This window comes from Streptomyces sp. NBC_01077 (assembly GCF_045162855.1).
Classification (GTDB): domain Bacteria; phylum Actinomycetota; class Actinomycetes; order Streptomycetales; family Streptomycetaceae; genus Streptomyces.
Genome location: NZ_CP108669.1, coordinates 3,686,265 through 3,702,540 on the forward strand (window position 1 = coordinate 3,686,265; position 16,276 = coordinate 3,702,540).

13 protein-coding genes are annotated in these 16,276 nt (G+C 73.8%); 4 read left to right on the plus strand and 9 right to left on the minus strand.

Annotated elements, in window-relative coordinates; translation table 11 throughout:
* Nucleotides 1-37: 37 nt before the first annotated feature.
* From OG462_RS16485 to OG462_RS16505, 5 genes are all read right to left on the minus strand, one after another.
* Entirely contained in the window at nucleotides 38-1,753 is a 1,716-nt protein-coding gene (locus OG462_RS16485; RefSeq protein ID WP_406058268.1) for an FG-GAP-like repeat-containing protein, read from the minus strand.
* 115 nt (nucleotides 1,754-1,868) lie between these two features.
* The gene (alc, locus tag OG462_RS16490; RefSeq protein ID WP_406058270.1) at nucleotides 1,869-2,990 is read right to left on the minus strand and encodes an allantoicase; all 1,122 of its coding nucleotides are present in this window, start codon (nucleotides 2,988-2,990) and stop codon (nucleotides 1,869-1,871) included.
* A gap of 257 nt (nucleotides 2,991-3,247) precedes the next feature.
* Nucleotides 3,248-4,174 carry a LysR family transcriptional regulator gene (locus OG462_RS16495; protein ID WP_406058272.1) on the minus strand — a complete coding sequence of 309 codons (927 nt, stop codon included), beginning with the start codon at nucleotides 4,172-4,174 and terminating at the stop codon, nucleotides 3,248-3,250.
* Between the two features lie 9 nt (nucleotides 4,175-4,183).
* Nucleotides 4,184-5,107: a DMT family transporter gene (locus tag OG462_RS16500; protein ID WP_406058273.1), complete on the minus strand. Its 924-nt coding sequence runs from the start codon at nucleotides 5,105-5,107 to the stop codon at nucleotides 4,184-4,186.
* 5 nt (nucleotides 5,108-5,112) lie between these two features.
* Nucleotides 5,113-6,096, minus strand: coding sequence for an EamA family transporter (locus OG462_RS16505; RefSeq protein ID WP_406058275.1), 984 nt, complete (start codon nucleotides 6,094-6,096; stop codon nucleotides 5,113-5,115).
* A gap of 144 nt (nucleotides 6,097-6,240) precedes the next feature.
* Between OG462_RS16505 and OG462_RS16510 the strand changes: the two genes are divergently transcribed.
* Nucleotides 6,241-6,753 (plus strand): MarR family winged helix-turn-helix transcriptional regulator, encoded by a 513-nt coding sequence (locus OG462_RS16510; RefSeq protein ID WP_406058277.1) that lies wholly within the window; start codon nucleotides 6,241-6,243, stop codon nucleotides 6,751-6,753.
* 109 nt (nucleotides 6,754-6,862) lie between these two features.
* On the opposite strand, the gene OG462_RS16515 is transcribed toward OG462_RS16510, so the two are convergent.
* From OG462_RS16515 to OG462_RS16525, 3 genes are read right to left on the minus strand one after another with little or no spacing between them, the layout of a single operon-like run.
* On the minus strand, nucleotides 6,863-7,090 hold the full coding sequence (locus OG462_RS16515) for a hypothetical protein (protein WP_406058279.1): 228 nt from the start codon (nucleotides 7,088-7,090) through the stop codon (nucleotides 6,863-6,865).
* Between the two features lie 20 nt (nucleotides 7,091-7,110).
* Nucleotides 7,111-9,252 carry a 4-alpha-glucanotransferase gene (malQ, locus tag OG462_RS16520; protein ID WP_406058281.1) on the minus strand — a complete coding sequence of 714 codons (2,142 nt, stop codon included), beginning with the start codon at nucleotides 9,250-9,252 and terminating at the stop codon, nucleotides 7,111-7,113.
* A gap of 1 nt (nucleotide 9,253) precedes the next feature.
* Nucleotides 9,254-9,451 (minus strand): hypothetical protein, encoded by a 198-nt coding sequence (locus tag OG462_RS16525; protein WP_406058282.1) that lies wholly within the window; start codon nucleotides 9,449-9,451, stop codon nucleotides 9,254-9,256.
* 238 nt (nucleotides 9,452-9,689) lie between these two features.
* On the opposite strand from OG462_RS16525, the gene OG462_RS16530 reads away from it, so the two are divergent.
* On the plus strand, nucleotides 9,690-12,878 hold the full coding sequence (locus OG462_RS16530; protein ID WP_406058284.1) for a beta-N-acetylglucosaminidase domain-containing protein: 3,189 nt from the start codon (nucleotides 9,690-9,692) through the stop codon (nucleotides 12,876-12,878).
* A gap of 75 nt (nucleotides 12,879-12,953) precedes the next feature.
* Here the strand turns inward: OG462_RS16530 and OG462_RS16535 are convergent, their stop codons facing one another.
* The gene (locus OG462_RS16535; protein ID WP_030325842.1) at nucleotides 12,954-13,517 is read right to left on the minus strand and encodes an HNH endonuclease; all 564 of its coding nucleotides are present in this window, start codon (nucleotides 13,515-13,517) and stop codon (nucleotides 12,954-12,956) included.
* A 237-nt stretch (nucleotides 13,518-13,754) separates the two neighbouring features.
* Between OG462_RS16535 and OG462_RS16540 the strand changes: the two genes are divergently transcribed.
* Nucleotides 13,755-14,834 carry a mechanosensitive ion channel family protein gene (locus OG462_RS16540; protein ID WP_406058285.1) on the plus strand — a complete coding sequence of 360 codons (1,080 nt, stop codon included), beginning with the start codon at nucleotides 13,755-13,757 and terminating at the stop codon, nucleotides 14,832-14,834.
* 224 nt (nucleotides 14,835-15,058) lie between these two features.
* On the plus strand, nucleotides 15,059-16,273 hold the full coding sequence (locus OG462_RS16545; RefSeq protein WP_406058287.1) for an ROK family protein: 1,215 nt from the start codon (nucleotides 15,059-15,061) through the stop codon (nucleotides 16,271-16,273).
* Nucleotides 16,274-16,276: the final 3 nt, after the last annotated feature.

Here is a 16,276-nt window from a genome sequence, read left to right on the forward strand (position 1 = left end):
GTCCGGGGCCCCTTCGGCGTATCGGCGTGCCGGTGGATCAGCCCAGGGCCTTCATCCACTGCCAGCCGCCGGTACCGATGGTGACCGGCGTGCCGAGCCCGGTCGGGACGCCCGGCAGGAACTCCAGGTTCTCGGCGGTGCCCGCGGTCCGGGTCGTCCACAGGTCGGGCGTGCCGTCACCGTTCACGTCGCCCGACGTCACGGCCAGGCGCCGGTCGGCCGGCGTCAGCGGTCCGCCGCCGAGGGTGCGGATCTCGACGAGCTCCTGGGCGCCGTCCGAGCGGTACTCCTTGAGGGCGCCGGTGGCACGGTCGCGCGCCCAGAGGTCGGCCCGGCCGTCGTGGTCGACGTCGCCTGGGACGAGCACGTCGTACCCCGCCCACTCCGGCTTGCCGATCAGGACGGCGGCGCGGGGGGCGAAGGTGGGCGCGCCGTCGACGGCCGCACCGCCGCGGTGCAGCCACAGCCCGGTGACGCTCCTGGCCACGACGTCCGGCAGTCCGTCGCCGTCGACGTCTCCGGCGCTGATCGGGGTGCTGTTCGTCCAGCCGGTGGGCCGGCCGCCCATGGCGATACGGGGGCCGAGCTCGCCGCTCCCGGTGTTGGGGTAGACCCAGAGGGCGTCGCCGATCCGGGCGACGACGTCCTCGCGACCGTCGCCGGTCCAGTCGCCGCGGTGGCTGATCACCGCGTCGGCCCAGCCGCCGGTGCCGACCTGGCGCTGGACGCCGACACTGCCGCCGCCGGTGCCGGAGTACAGGCGCAGGTTGCCGTCGTCCTTGGCGGCCAGGAAGTCCGGGCGGCCGTCGCCGGTGAGGTCGCCGCCGGTGCCGGAGCCCGCCCGGGTCTCGGGGTGGGCGGCGGCGCGCAGCAGCTTGTGGTCGGAGAGCGGGGGCGTGCCCTCGGGCTCGGGTTCGATCGCGTCGGCGCGCACCGTGTGGAAGTCGCGGGCGCTGAGGAAGACGTGGTCGAACTTCATGTCCTCGTAGGTCGTGCTCTCGCCCGACCGGCAGACGGTGGCGTGGTTGTCCTTGCACGCCTTGGTGAAGAAGTCCGTGTCGTTCTCGTCGGCCTCGGCGAACGGGCCGGTGCCGGGCAGCCCGGCGCGGATCGGATCGAGCTGGGAGTACCCGGGGCCCGCGTTGAAGTCGCCGCCGAGGATGACGGGGACTCCGGCGGCCCAGGAGTCGATCTTCGCGAGCGTCTCGGAGGTCCCGAAGTCCGGGACGATGTACTGGGCGAGGTGCGTGGTGCAGGCGAGGGTGGTGCGGCCGTCGACGGGTCCCCGGGCGCAGAGCACGGCACGCGCGGTCTGCCCGTCGGGAACGGTCAGCTGGGCCGCGTACCGGTCGGCCGACGGTGCCTTGAGGAAGACGCCCATGCCGAACCGGGTGTCGGTGGCGGACCACTTGGCGCATCCTTCGTGGGACCTGGCACTGGTCCACACACCGGTGTAGCCGGGCAGTGCGTCACGCAGGGCTGCCCACTGCCCGAAGCAGAGCTCCTGGAGCATGAGCGCGTCGGTGTCCCACGCGACCGTCTGGTCACGGAGCTTGCCGGTCCAGGTCGCGAGGTCCAGTTGACTCTGGCAGTCCCAGGCACCGCAGACGTTGTACGTGATCGTGCGCACCGGCGGCGCGGTGGCCGGGTCCACGGTGTCGGCCGCGGCCACGGTCACCGTGCCGGCGAGCAGCACCAGGACGGCGGTGAGCCGAACTCCCCAGCGCAGGGCGGTTCTTCGAAGGCGTGTCATTCGGATCAGCCTACTGATCATCATGACGCGTACCGATCATCCAGAACCGGCCGTGAGGTCCGCCCGGCGGGCGGGCGTCGGCGCGCTGCCGCGCCGCCGGGCGGAAGTCCGAGGGTCAGCCGCCGAGCGCCGTGAACCGGGCGCGCAGATCCGCCGCGCCCTGCTCCGTCAGCGCCCCGTGCAGCCGCATCCGGGCGACGCCACCGTCGGGGAAGGCGTCGAGGCGGACGTGGGTGACGACGGCCTGGGCCGGGAGCTTGAAGCGGTGGAGGGTGTCGGGCTGGAGCTTGGTCCGGGGGATGATCTCGAACCACTCGCCCGTGTCGCCGTTGCGGCCCTGGAGGGCGATCCAGCCGGCCGAGTTGCCCTTGAGGTAGGCGGTGTCGATCTCGACGGCACGGACGGCGCCCTGCGCGGCGAGCCGGAAGCGCACCCAGTCATTGGTGCCGCGCACCCGGCGGCGCCGGTTCTCCCAGCCGTCGTCCATCTTGCGGGAGGTGCCGGGCAGGATGATCTGGGTCGGCGACGAGTAGAACTTGTCCGAGGCGTCCTCGTACGAACCGCCGTTGAGCACGGAGATCAGGTCGAGGGTGCCGAGCAGCTCCAGCCACTCGGGGTCGGGCACGACCTCGCCGTGGACGCGGAGGCGGGCGATGCCGCCGTCGGGGTGCTGGCAGACGCGGAGGTGGGTCCAGCGGCGCTCGGCGGAGATCGTGAAGCCGTTGGCGGCGTGGCCGCGGACGGGGGTCGGCGGGACGAGCTCCTCCCACTTGGCGTCGAGCAGCTCCTCGGGGCTCGGCGACCCCTCGACCGAGGTGGCCTGGATGCTCACGCGCTGCGGGTAGTTGCCGCGGAAGTGGGCGGTGTCGACGATGATCCCGCGGATCACGCCGGGGGCGCCGAGCCGGACGATCGCCCAGTCGTGGTCCTCGGGGGCGGGAAAGACGTTCTCGGCGTCGGCGCCACGGCGGCGGCGGGTCTCCCAGCCGTCCATGATCTTGCCCTTGTGACCGAAGTGCTCCGGGTCGAAGACGGCGCGCTCACGGACGAGGAGGTTCTCCCGCTCGGCGAAGAACTCGTCGTTCGCGGCGACGACACCGGCGCCGAGACGACGGTCGGCGAGGTCCACCAGCTCGGTGAAGGGGAAGTCACCGGTGCGGTAGTCGGCGTACGGGTCGCCACCGGAGTAGGGGGCGGCGTCGTTGGCGTGCGGGTCCTGGCTCGTCTCGAAGGTCATGCGTCGACTGTGCGCCCGGAGGACCTGGTCGGTCCATCGAATGTTTTCGATGGGCATATTCAGCTCTGCTGAACAATGTCGGGGCAGCTCTGCTGAACAATGTCGGGGTAGCCGTGCCGAACGATGTCGGGGTCAGCTCTGCTGAACGACGTCGGGGTCAGCTCTGCCGAACGACGTCGGGGTCAGCTCTGCCGAACGACGTCGGGGTCAGCTCTGCCGAACGACGTCGGGGTCAGCTCTGCTGAACGATGTCGGGGTCAGCTCTGCTGAACGGTTTCGCGTTGGGCGGCCGCCTGCCGGAGCGCGGCGAGCACCCGGGCCACCGCCGGGCCCTCCTCCGCCCCGCGCCGTACGGCCGCGACGACATGGCGGCGGGGCTGGTCGGCGGCGAGGACGCGCATGACGATCCCGGCGCCGCCCCGGCGCTCCGCGGAGGCCATCCGGGGCACCAGGGCGATCCCCATCCCGGCCTCGACCATGGCGAGGATCGCGGTCCAGCCGGAGGCGCTGTGGGCCTGCTCGGGGACAAAGCCCGCGGCCTCGCAGGCGGCGGTGGTGATCTCCGACCAGGGTCCCGAACCGCCGAAGATCCAGGGCTCGGCCGCGAGGTCGGCGAGCCGCAGGCCCGGCGCGTCGGCGTGCGGGTGCCCGGCGGGCAGGGCCACGTCGAGGGGGTCGGCGAGCAGCGGGACACGGCTGAACTTGGGGTCGCGCACGGAGGGCGCGTGGGCGGCGAGCGAGAGCGCCAGATCGACCTCGCCGGCCGAGAGCAGCTCGTACGCCTCCCCCGCCTCGGCCTCCCGGATCCGGACGTCGAGCCCGGGGTGCGCGCTCCGCAACTGCCGTACGGCGGGCACGACGAGCGCGGGCACGGACGTCGAGAACGCCGCCACCCGCACCTCGCCGGCCTCGCCCCGCAGATACCCGTCGAGCTCGGCGTCGGCGCGCTCCAGCTGCGCGAAGACCACCTCCGCGTGCCGCAGCACGAGGTGGGCGGCGTCGGTGAGCCGGACCCGGCGGCCCTGGGCCTCGAGGACCGGTACGCCGAGCTGTCTGGCGAGATTGGTGAGCTGCTGCGACACGGCCGAAGGGGTCATGAGCAGCGCCTCCGCGGTCGCGGTGACGGTGCCCCGGTCACGGAGGGTGCGGAGGATCTGGAGCTTCTTGATGTCCCAGTCGGTCATGGGCGCAACCTACCGGGCCGAACTCAGGGCCACTCCGCCGAGGATGAGCGCCATGCAGGCCACGCCGAGGGCGCCGAGGCGCTCGCCGAGCAGCGCGTCCGACAGGAGGGCGACGCAGACCGGCTGGAGGTAGTAGACGATCCCGGCGCGGGCGGCGCCGATGAGGCCGATGGCCTTGTTCCAGGCGAAGAAGGCGACGGCCGAGGAGAGGACGCCGACGTAGACGAGCGGGCCGACGGTGCCGGCGGTGGGCTCGAAGCCGCCCTGGGCAGCGACGCTGACCACGTGCACCGGAAGCAGCATCAGGGCGCCGAGCAGGAAGGTCGCGTAGAGGAAGACGACCCCGCCGAGTCCGTCCGGACGGCGCTTGAGCAGGGCGCTGTACGAGGCGAAGCTGAGAGCCGCGGCGAACATCCACAGGTCGCCGGCGCCGAGCCGGGCCGGGAGTGCCCCCTTGCCGACCAGGAGCAGCACGCCGGCACAGGCGATCACCATGCCCGTCACGCGCCGGGCCCCGAGCCGGGCGCCGCCGAACCGCTCGTACAGCGCCATGACCACCGGCGAGGCGGCCATGATCATGCCCATGTTGCCGGCGGAGGTGGTGAGTCCGGCCTGGTTGACGAGGGTGTTGTAGACGGTGATGCCGAGGAGTGAGGCGAGGGCGACGAAGCCGAGGTGACGGCGGATCAGGTGCCGCTGCCGCCAGGTGGCGCGGGCGGCGAAGGGGGTGACGACGAGGATCGCCACGATCCAGCGCCAGAAGGCGGCCTGGACGGGCGGGACGGTGTCGTGCAGGGCGCGGGCGGCGACGAAGCTGCCGGACCAGACGACGGTGGCGAGCAGGGCGAGGAGCACGCCGAAGCCGGCGCCTCGGACGGGCGCCGGCTTCCGGGTGACGACTGTGGTCGGGTGACGGGCGGTGATCAGGCTCATGCGGCCTACCGTCGCACTCCCGAAACCTCCAGGTCCATCGAAACTTCTCGATCGATCTTTTCAGTCGAGCTGAACGATTCGGCGCTCCCAGGAGCGCTGCCGGTGGCTCCCTTCGCCGCACGGGGGCCCTTCGGCGTACGGGGGCTCAGCTGGCCCGCCAGGGTGGCACCGAAGGCGATCGTCATGCCGATCAGCTGCACCGGGCCGAGCGCCTGACCGAGCGCCGCCCAGCCGATGATCGCGGCGGTGATCGGCGAGAGCGGGCCGAGGAGGGTGGCGGAGGAGGCACTGAGCTGCTCGATGCCGCGGAACCAGAGGAAGTACGAGATCGCGGTGTTGCCGAAGGCGAGGTACGCGTAGCCGGCCAGGTTGGTGCCGGTCAGGGCCGGCGGGGCGCCCTCGATCAGGAAGGCGATCGGCAGGATGATCAGGCCGCCCGCGGTGAGCTGCCAGCCGGTGAGCGCGAGGGCGCCGACGCCCTCGGGGCGGCCCCAGCGCTTGGTGAAGACGATGCCCGCAGACATCGAGAGGGAGGAGAGGAGTCCGGCGAGCACGCCGACCGTGTCGAACGCCGCCCCGGCCTTCAGGACCACGAGGCTGACGCCGAAGGCGGCGGCGACGGCGGTGAGCAGGGTCTTCACCGTGGGCTTCTCGCCGAGGAAGAGGGCGGCGAGGCCGACGACGAAGAGCGGGCCGACGGAGCCGACGACGGCGGCGATGCCGCCGGGGAGCCGGTAGGCGGCGAGGAAGAGCAGCGGGAAGAAGGCGCCGATGTTGAGGGCTCCGAGGACGGCGGACTTCCACCACCAGGCGCCCTGCGGGAGTTTGCGGGTGAGCGCCAGGAGCAGGAGTCCGGCGGGCAGGGCGCGCATGAGGCCGGTGAAGAGCGGCCGGTCGGGCGGCAGGAACTCCGTGGTGACGAAGTAGGTGGAGCCCCAGGAGATCGGGGCGAGGGCGGTCAGTGCGACGACGGCTGCCTTGCGGGACATGGCGGGTTCCCCCTTGATGCGGGTGCCGGGACTCGCGGACTTACCGACCCCGGACTGGCTTGGCGATAATTAACTTACCACTAAGCTACTTACTTGCAAGTGGCTTTCTTGCCATCGAGTCACGAGGAAGAGGAGACTGGTCACATGGAGACGAAGAACCCCGGCCCCGCCCACGATGCCGTCGACGCCATCACCGACCAGTGGGCGGCCGTCCGGCCCGACCTGGACACCGTGCCGATGGCCGTGTTCGGGCGGATCTACCGGCTCGCCAACGCCATGCGCGGCCGGGTGGACAAGGCGTACGCGCCCTACGGCCTGGCGCTCGGGGAGTTCGACGTGCTCGCGACCCTGCGCCGCTCCGGGGAGCCGTACACGCTCTCACCGCGCGAGCTGACGGCCACGCTGATGATCACCACCGGCGGGATGACCGGCCGACTGGACAAGCTGGAGAAGGCGGGGCTCGTCACGCGCAGCCCCGACCCGCACGACCGGCGCGGGCTGCGCGTCACGCTCACCGAGCACGGCCGGGAGCTGGTGGACCAGTCCGTCACCGCCGGCCTGGCGCAGCAGCGGGCGGCGCTCGAAGGCGCGCTCTCCGAGGAGGAGGCGGAGCAGCTGGCCGGGCTGCTGCGCAAGCTGCTCGCGACCACGGCGTGAGGCGCTGAGCGGGGCCCGAACGGGCCCTGGAGCGCCCTCGACGCACGCGAGGGCGCCGCACGGTACGTCGTACCGTGCGGCGCCCTCGGCGAAGCGGAGGAGAAGGCGGTCAGACCTTCTTGGACTTGTCGAGCACCATCACCAGGCCGATGATCACCAGGAACAGCGCCAGCGGTGCGGCCACGAACAGGCCGAGGGTCTCGACGACCGACAGCTTGGGGGCCGGGTCGTCGCCGTCGTCGCGGGTGAGCGCGAGCGCGGGGGACGACATGAGCAGCATCATCAGCGTCGTACCGGCCGCGAGCGAGCCGGCGCGCAGTGCGTTCTTCTTGTCCACGGTGCAAACGTAGCGAACACCTAATCGGACCGCGCGCCCGGGGGTGCCGTACGGGCGTCCCGGGCCGCCACGCGAGCGTCCGAGGTCGCTGTACTCACCTCCTGGGCCGCCGTACGCGCGTGGAGTTCGCGCAGCAGGGCGTGCGCCCGGGGGGAGGCGGCGAGGCGCTCCAGGGTGATCGGCTGCCCGTCCGCGTCCGCGAGCGGCAGCCGCCAGTTGGGGTACTCGTCCCAGGTGCCGGGCAGGTTCTGCGGTCTGCGGTCCCCCACCGCGTCCGGCAGCCAGACCCCCACCATGCGGGCCGGGGTGTCGAGCAGGAACCGGTGGACGGCCCTGATCTCGGCCTCCTCGCCCCCCGGGCCCTCCGGGAGCAGCCCGAGCCGCTGGAACAGGCCCAGCCACTCGGCGGTCTCGGCCGCGTCCGACGCCCGCTCGCGCTCCAGGTCGCCGGGGAGCAGGCCGAGGCGGTGCCGCAGGGTGACGTGGTCACCGGCGAGCCGGGCCGCGGTCGGGGGCAGGTCGTGGGTGGTGGCGGTGGCCACGCACGCGGCGCGCCACTCGGCCGGCGGCAGCGGGAGGCCGGTGCCCGCCCAGTCCCGCTCGAACCAGAGCACGGAGGTGCCGAACACCCCGCGCGCGGCCAGCTCCTCCCGTACGCCCGGCTCGACCGTGCCGAGGTCCTCGCCGATGACGAGGGCGCCGGCGCGGTGGGCCTCCAGGACGAGGACGGCGAGCATCGCCTCGGCGTCGTACCGGACGTACGTGCCCTCGGTGGGCTCGTGGCCCTCCGGCACCCACCAGAGCCGGAACAGGCCCATCACGTGGTCGATGCGCAGCGCGCCCGCGTGGCGCAGGAGTTCGCGGAGGAGACCGCGGTACGGGGCGTAGCCGGTGGCGGCCAGGGCGTCGGGCCGCCAGGGCGGCAGACCCCAGTCCTGGCCACGGGAGTTGAAGGCGTCGGGCGGGGCGCCGACCGACATGCCGGCCGCGAAGGCCTCCTGCTGCGCCCAGGCGTCGGAGCCCTCCGGGTGGACGCCGACCGCGAGGTCGTGGACGATCCCGACCTCCATCCCGGCCTCGCGGGCGGCCGCGGCGGCGTCGGCGAGCTGCCGGTCCGTCAGCCAGGCCAGCCGGCAGTGGAAGTCGACCCGGGCGGCGAGGGCGGGGTCGTCACGGACGACGGCCTCCGCCGTGCGGGGGGCACGCAGCTCCTCGGGCCAGGTCCGCCAGTGGTGGCCGTGCCGCTCGGCGAGCGCCTGGTAGGTGGCGTGGTCCTCCAGGGCCCGGCCGCGGGCGGCGAGGAAGTCGTGGAAGTCGGCGCGCCGCCCGGGGCCGGGTTCGACGCTCCCGACGACGAGTTCGAGGGCCCGCCTCTTCACCTCCCACACCGCGTCCCGGTCGATCGCCGCGCCCTTGCCGAGGACCCGCTCGCGCAGGTCGGCGGCCTCGGCCAGGATCAGGTCGAGCTCCTCGCGGCGCTCGGGCCCGACCAGGGCGTACTCGGGGATCGCCTCGATCCGCAGATGGACCGGGTCCGGGAAGCGGCGCGAGGACGGGCGGTACGGGGAGGGGTCGCCGGGCGCCCCGGGCACGCCCGCGTGGAGCGGGTTGACCTGGACGAATCCGGCGCCGTGCGTGCGGCCCGCCCAGGTGACGAGTTCGCGCAGGTCGCCGAGGTCGCCCATGCCCCAGGAGCGGGTGGAGAGCAGCGAGTAGAGCTGGACGAGCAGCCCGTACGCTCGCCGCCCGGGTCCCGGCACGCGCGTGGGGCTCACGATCAGGGTGGCGGTGGCGGCGCGCCCGTCGGGGGCCTCCGCCTCGACCGCGTGGACGCCGGGGGGAAGCCGCTCCCAGTCCGGGCCGGTGACGAGGGCACCGTCCTCGGTGGTGACCCGGAGCCGGGTGCCGGGCGGCAGGTCCGCCGGCGGGCGGGCGGGCTCCGCACCGCGCCACCGGACCAGGGTCGGGGGCAACAGGCGCTCCCGGTCGCTCCGTTCGGCCGCGGCGAGAGCGGCGGCGACCGCTTCCGGCGTCGCCGCGTCCACGCCGAGGGCGCCGAGGACGGCCACCACGGTCGCGTCCGGCACGGGCACGGTGACGCCCGCGGAGGGGCTGTAGGCGGTGGCGACGCCGTGACGGGCGGCGAGACGGGCCAGGGTCACTTCACACTCCGGGGGACTCCGTGCCCGCACTTCCTGGGGCGGTGGGTTCGCTGGTGAGGGGGGCCGCCACGGTCAGGGGCGGTTCGCTGGTGAGGGGCGCGGCGTCGGGGAGCGGCGGTTCGCTGGTCAGCGGCTCGCCGGTACGGGCCGGCTGCTGCGGAATCCGTATCCGTCCGAGGTGCGGGGTGGTCGTGGCCACGGGGGTCTCCCGATTCGTCTCGACAGGTTTGACCTGGGTAACGACTGAGCCCTACCCACCGCACCTCGTTTTACCGGCGGAAAGTGACGAAGTGACGTCACCTCGCCGACGGCTCACCGGGCAAAGCCGACACATCGGCCACGCGCATTGACACCTCAGTGCGACGGGTGGTGGGCTCGTGACCCACTCGTGACCATCCGGCGAGCGGCCGGCGGCCCCGGCCGAAAGGGAGACCTCCGTGCACCTAGGGCACCTCGGGCGCAGGAAGCGCACCGCGACGGCCGTCGCCGCCGCCGTCATCGGCGGCCTCCTCGGCGGCGCGGTGCCGGGCTCGGCGCAGGCGACCCCGAGGACGGCCCCGTTCGCCCCCACGGCGCCCCTGGCGCCGACGGCACCGGCCGCGCCGGCGGACCCGACCGGCCCGGCGGACTCCGCGACCCCGGTCGCCCCCACGCCCCCCTCCCCCACCGCTTCCTCCCGCACGGCCGCGGACCCCGCCACCGCGCGCGTGCCCGCCGTCTGGCCGCGCCCGCAGTCGCTGACCGGCTCCGGGCCCGCCGTACGCCTCGGGGACGAGGTGACGCTGCTCGCGGACGCCGACGCCGATCCGTACGCCCTCGCCGCCCTGCGCGAGCTGCTGCGGGCCGCCGGGGTACGGACCGTCCACACCGGACTCCCGGGCCGGGGACCGCTCTTCCGGGTCGCGGGACCCTCCGGCGGGGCCGCCGAGGACGCGCTGAGCGCCCTGCGCGTGCCCGACCGACTCGATCTGCCGCGCGGCGGCTACCGGCTCGCCACGGGCCGCCTCCAGGGCCGGGACACGGTCGTCCTGGACGGGGTGGGCGAGGACGGTCTGTTCCACGCCGTGCAGACGCTGCGCCAACTCCTCGGCACGGGCCGGGAGATCCCCGGGGTCGTCGTGCGCGACTGGCCGGGCACGGCCGAGCGCGGGATCACCGAGGGCTTCTACGGCACCCCCTGGACCGCCGGACAGCGGCTCGCCCAGGTCGACTTCCTGGGCCGGACCAAGCAGAACCGCTATCTGTACGCGCCCGGCGACGACCCGTACCGGGGAGCGCAGTGGCGCGAGCCCTACCCGGCCGCGCAGCAGGCCGAGTTCCGCGCGCTCGCGGAGCGGGCCCGGGCCAACCATGTGACGCTCGGCTGGGCCGTGGCGCCCGCCCAGTCCATGTGCCTGTCCTCGCCCGGCGACATGGCGGCGCTGACGCGGAAGCTCGACGCGATGTGGGCGCTCGGGGTGCGCTCCTTCCAGCTCCAGTTCCAGGACGCCTCGTACGACGAGTGGCACTGCGACCGGGACGCCGACACCTTCGGGCGGGGTCCCGAGGCCGCGGCCGCCGCCCACGCGCGCGTGGCGAACACGGTCGCCCGCCATCTCGCCGAACGGCACCCGGACGCCGAGCCGCTGACGGTGATGCCGACGGAGTACTACCAGGACGGCCCGACCGCGTACCGCACCGGGCTCGCCGGGGCGCTCGACCCGGACGTGCGGGTGGCGTGGACCGGCGTCGGCGTCGTGCCGCGCTCGATCACCGGCGGCGAACTGGCGCAGGCCCGGAGCGCGCTGCGCCACCCGCTGGTCACCATGGACAACTACCCGGTCAACGACTACGCGCAGGACCGGCTGTTCCTCGGACCCGCGACGGGCCGGGAGCCTGCCGTGGCCGCCGGTTCCGCCGCCTTCCTCGCACTCGCCATGGAGCAGCCCGCGGCCTCCCGCGTCCCGCTCTTCACCACCGCCGACTACGCCTGGAACCCGCGCGGCTACCGGCCGGAGGAGTCCTGGCAGGCGGCCGTCGACGACCTCGCGGGACCGGAACCCACCGCCCGCGAGGCCCTGCGGGCGCTCGCCGGGAACGGCGCCTCCTCGGTCCTCGACCCGGCGGGCGAATCGGCGTACCTGAAGCCGCTCCTGGCGGCCTTCTGGGACCCCCGGACGAGCGCGGACACCGGCGCGAACGCACAGCGGGAGAAGACGGCGCGGGAGCTGCGGGCCGCGTTCACCGTGATGCGCGAGGCTCCCGGGCGGCTCTCGGGCAGCGCCGGCGGCACCCTCGACGACGAGACCGACCCCTGGCTCGACCAGCTGTCCCGGTACGGCCTGGCGGGCGAGACGGCGGTCGACATGCTCGTGGCCCAGGAGTCCGGTGACGGCGCGGCGGCCTGGCGGGCGCAGTTGAGCCTGGAAGCGCTGCGGAAGGACATCGCGGGGAGCCGGGTGACGGTCGGCGCGGGGGTGCTCGACCCGTTCCTCACGCGCGCGGTGGACCGGGCGAAGGCCTGGACCGGCGCGGACCGGACCCCGGCGGCCCGTGCCGAGCGCGCCACCGACTCGTACACCGTGCGGCTCGACCGGGCGCGGCCCGTGGAGGCCCTGACGGTGATGACGGAGCCGGGTGCAGGGGACGCGGGCGACGCGCGCGTGGAGGCGTACGTCCCGGGCGAGGGCTGGCGGCCGCTCGGCCCGCTGTCGGCGTCCGGCTGGACGCAGGCCGAGCTGAAGGGGCTGCGGGCCGAGGCGCTGCGGGTCGTGTGGAGCGGCGAGGGACCGGCGCCCGAGGTGCGTTCGCTCGTGCCGTGGTTCGCGGACGGGCCGCGCGCGGGACTCGACCTGGCCCGTACGGAGACGGACGCGGAGATCGGCGGCCGGTCCCAGCGGGTGGACGTGGAGTTGTCGGGCCTGCGCGCCGGCGAGGTGCGCGGGCCGCTGACGGCGAAGCCCCCGAAGGGGATCACGGTCACCCTGCCGAAGCAGGCGGTGGTCGAGCGCGGCGCCCGGTCGACCGTCCCGCTGGAGGTGTCGGTGGCACCGGACGCGCACGCGGGCACGTACCGGGTGCCGGTGTCCTTCGCGGGCGAGGAGCGGGTGCTGACGGTGCGGGCCTTCCCCCGTACGGCGGGCCCCGATCTGGCGCGGACGGCGACGGCCTCCTCCTCGGGCGACGAGACGCCGGACTTCCCGGCCTCCCAGGCGGTGGACGGCGATCCGGCCACCCGCTGGTCCTCCCCGGTGGAGGACGGCGCCTGGTGGCAGCTGGAGCTGCCGGAGCCGGCCCGGATAGGGCAGGTGGTGCTGCACTGGCAGGACGCGTACGCCTCCCGCTACCGGGTCCAGGTCTCGGCCGACGGGCGCGTCTGGCGCACGGCGGCCACGGTCGCGGAGGGCCGGGGCGGCCGGGAGTCGGTCCGGATGGACGCGGCGGACACGCGCTTCCTGCGGGTGCAGGGCGAGACGCGGGCGACACAGTACGGCTACTCGCTCTGGTCGGTGGAGACCTATGCCGTACTGCCGCAGGACCCGGTGAAGTCGCCTGCCGTACCGCCGCAGGACCCGGTGAAGTCGTCGCAGCCGACGGAGCCGACGGCTGAGGCCGAGGGCACGCCGGAGGAGCGGCCCGCCCCCTGAGGGGCACGCCGCTCCCGTGCCGTACCGCCCCCGCGTACGTACGCCGGTACCGCGTGCGTACGCGAAAGGCCCGGCTCAACCCGTCGTCAGCGCCCTCACGGGGGCGTCGGCGACGGAGTCGATCCGGGCCATCACATCCTCGGCTCCGTACGGCTGGAGGTACGGCAGCCAGCGGGGGTCCCGGTGTCCGGTCCCGATGATCCGCCAGGCCAGGCCGGTCGGCGGGGCCGGTTGGTGGCGCAGCCGCCAGCCGATCTCGCGCAGGTGCCGGTCGGCCTTGACGTGGTTGCAGCGGCGGCAGGCCGCCACCACGTTCTCCCAGGCGTGCGTACCCCCGCGGCTGCGGGGGATGACGTGGTCGACGCTGGTCGCGACACCCCCGCAGTACATGCAGCGCCCGCCGTCGCGGGCGAAGAGGGCTCTGCGGGTCAAGGGAACGGGCCCCCGGTAGGGGACCCGCACGAAGCGCTTCAGTCGCACCACGCTGGGCGCGGGGACGACTTGGGTCTCGCTGTGCAGGAAGGCGCCGGATTCCTCGAGGCAGAGAGCCTTGTTCTCCAGGACGAGGACGAGTGCGCGGCGGAGCGGTACGACGCCGAGCGGCTCGTACGACGCGTTGAGGACCAGGACATGCGGCACGGATGCCTCCTATGACGCCGGCGGCGCGTGGCTCGCGCCGGGACGAACTGCTCTCAGTCTCTCCTCATGCCTGGTCGGAACGCCACCACGTACCGGGATCGGGGTGACGGGCCCGGCGTGTTCTCGACCACATCGGCATGACTCCTTCTCTCTGCCCGGGTGAGGTCCGTCTCTCCCTCGAACAGGGCTACGGGACCACGTCCGACGCCCCGTTACTGTGGATGGTCTGCGTACGCGATGCCTGGAGGTTCCCCCGTGTTTTGGTCCGCCCCAGCGGCTGCCACCGAACCCGAGCCCATTCCGGTGACCCTCGACGAGGCGGCGGAGAAGGCCACGAACGCGGCGAGCTGGGTGGAGCAGAACTGGTCCACCTGGCTGAACACCGGCCTGCGCATCCTGCTGATCCTGGTCGTCGCGCTGCTCCTGCGGATGGCCGTCCGCCGGGCCCTGACGAAGCTGATCGAGCGGATGAACCGCTCGGCGCAGGCGGTGGAGGGGACGGCCCTGGGCGGCCTTCTCGTCAACACCGAGCGCCGGCGGCAGCGCTCGGAGGCGATCGGTTCGGTCCTGCGTTCGGTGGCGTCGTTCCTGATTCTGGGCACGGCCGGGCTGATGATCCTGGGCGCCTTCAAGATCGACCTGGCGCCGCTGCTCGCCTCGGCCGGTGTGGCCGGTGTGGCGATCGGTTTCGGCGCCCGGAACCTGGTGACGGACTTCCTGTCGGGTGTCTTCATGATCCTGGAGGACCAGTACGGCGTGGGTGACTCCGTCGACGCGGGCGTGGCCTCCGGCGAGGTCGTGGAGGTCGGCCTGCGGGTGACCAAGCTGCGGGGTGTGGACGGCGAGATCTGGTACGTGCGCAACGGTGAGATCAAGCGGATAGGGAACCTCAGCCAGGGTTGGGCGACGGCGGGCGTGGACGTGACCGTCCGGCCGACGGAGGACCTGGACCGGGTGAAGTCCGTGATCGTCGGGGCGGCGGAGTCCATGGCGAAGGAGGAGCCGTGGAACGAGCGCCTCTGGGGTCCGGTGGAGGTGCTCGGTCTGAACGAGGTGCTCCTCGACTCGATGACCGTCCGGGTCTCGGCGAAGACGATGCCGGGGAAGGCGCTTGGCGTGGAACGCGAGCTGCGCTGGCGGATCAAGCGGGGCCTGGACGAGGCCGGCATCCGGATCGTGGGCGGGGTTCCGGCCCAGGCCGAGGAGTCGGCCGCCGATCCGACGGCCGGCATGTCGGCCCCTTCGGCCTTCGCCTCGGCGACCTCGCCGCAGTCGGCGGCGGCGACCCCGCTGCCGAGGCCGGATCTCAACAAGTAGGAGCACGCGGACGAGCAGCAGCACGCGCGTACACGACGCCCCCGCAGGTAACGCTTTGGTTGCCTTCGGGGGCGTCTCGTGTGCCCGGGTATTGACGCCCCCGTGACGGCCGCCTTATTTTCCTCCCACCGAATAGGAAACTTTCCTAACAGTGGTAGGGGAAGACGGGCCGCCGACAGGCAGCAGAATGGCCCGACCAGAAGCCGAAGGGCAGGTGCGACCTCATGGCCGGTACGACCCCGGGAACGCCCGGCACGCCGCGCGTACTGCGTGCCATGAACGACCGCGCAGCCCTGGACCTGCTCCTGGAGCACGGCCCCCTCTCACGGACCCGGATCGGCAAGCTCACCGGCCTGTCCAAGCCGACCGCCTCCCAGCTCCTCGCCCGCCTCGAAGCGGCCGGGCTCGTCGTCGCCACCGGGACCACCGAAGGCCGGCCCGGACCGAACGCCCAGCTCTACGCGGTCGACGCGCGGGCCGCGTACGCCGCCGGACTCGACGTCAACCAGTTCCGCATCCGCGCCGCCGTCGCCGACATCACGGGCGAGATCGTCGGCGAGTACGAACTCCGCACCCCCGGCCGTGCCGCCTCCGGCGTCGTCCGCCAGGTCACCGACGCCCTCGACGGGGCCGTCAAGGCGGCCGGGATCGGCCGCGAGGACGTCCGGCGCCTGGTCATCGGCACCCCCGGTGCCTTCGACCCTGCCACCGGGCGCCTGCGGTACGCCTCCCACCTGCCCGGCTGGCACTCCCCCACCCTGCTGGAGGAGCTGGCCGCCGTCCTCCCGATGCCGTTCGAGTACGAGAACGACGTCAACCTCGTCGCCGTCGCGGAACAGCGCGTCGGCGCCGCCCGCGGCCACGCGGACTTCGCCCTCCTGTGGAACGAGGAGGGCATGGGCGCCGCCCTCGTCCTCGGCGGCCGACTGCACCGCGGCTTCACCGGCGGCGCCGGCGAGGTCGGCTTCCTGCCCGTGCCCGGCACCCCGCTCGTACGGCAGGTCACCAAGGCCAACTCCGGCGGCTTCCAGGAGCTCGCGGGCGTCCAGTCCGTGCCCCGGATCGCCCGCGCCGCGGGGATCGACACCCCCGAGCAGCCGTACGTACAGGTCGCCGCCCGGCTGCTCGGCCACGCCGTCGAGGCGCACGGCGACGACCCCCGGTACGCGGAACTGCTCGACCGGTACGCCGAGCGCCTCGCCACCGGACTCGCCTCCCTCGTGGCCGTCCTCGACCCCGAACTGATCGTGCTGTCCGGAGACGCCCTCGTCACCGGCGGCGAACCCCTGCGCGCGCGCGTGCAGTCCGAACTCGCCGACCTCGCCCCTTCCCGGCCGCGGCTCGTCCTCTCCGCCGTACGCCGGAGTCCCGTGCTGCGCGGCGCACTCGAAAGCGCCCTCGCCACCACGCGCGACGAGGTCTTCGACACCTCGCGCTGACCG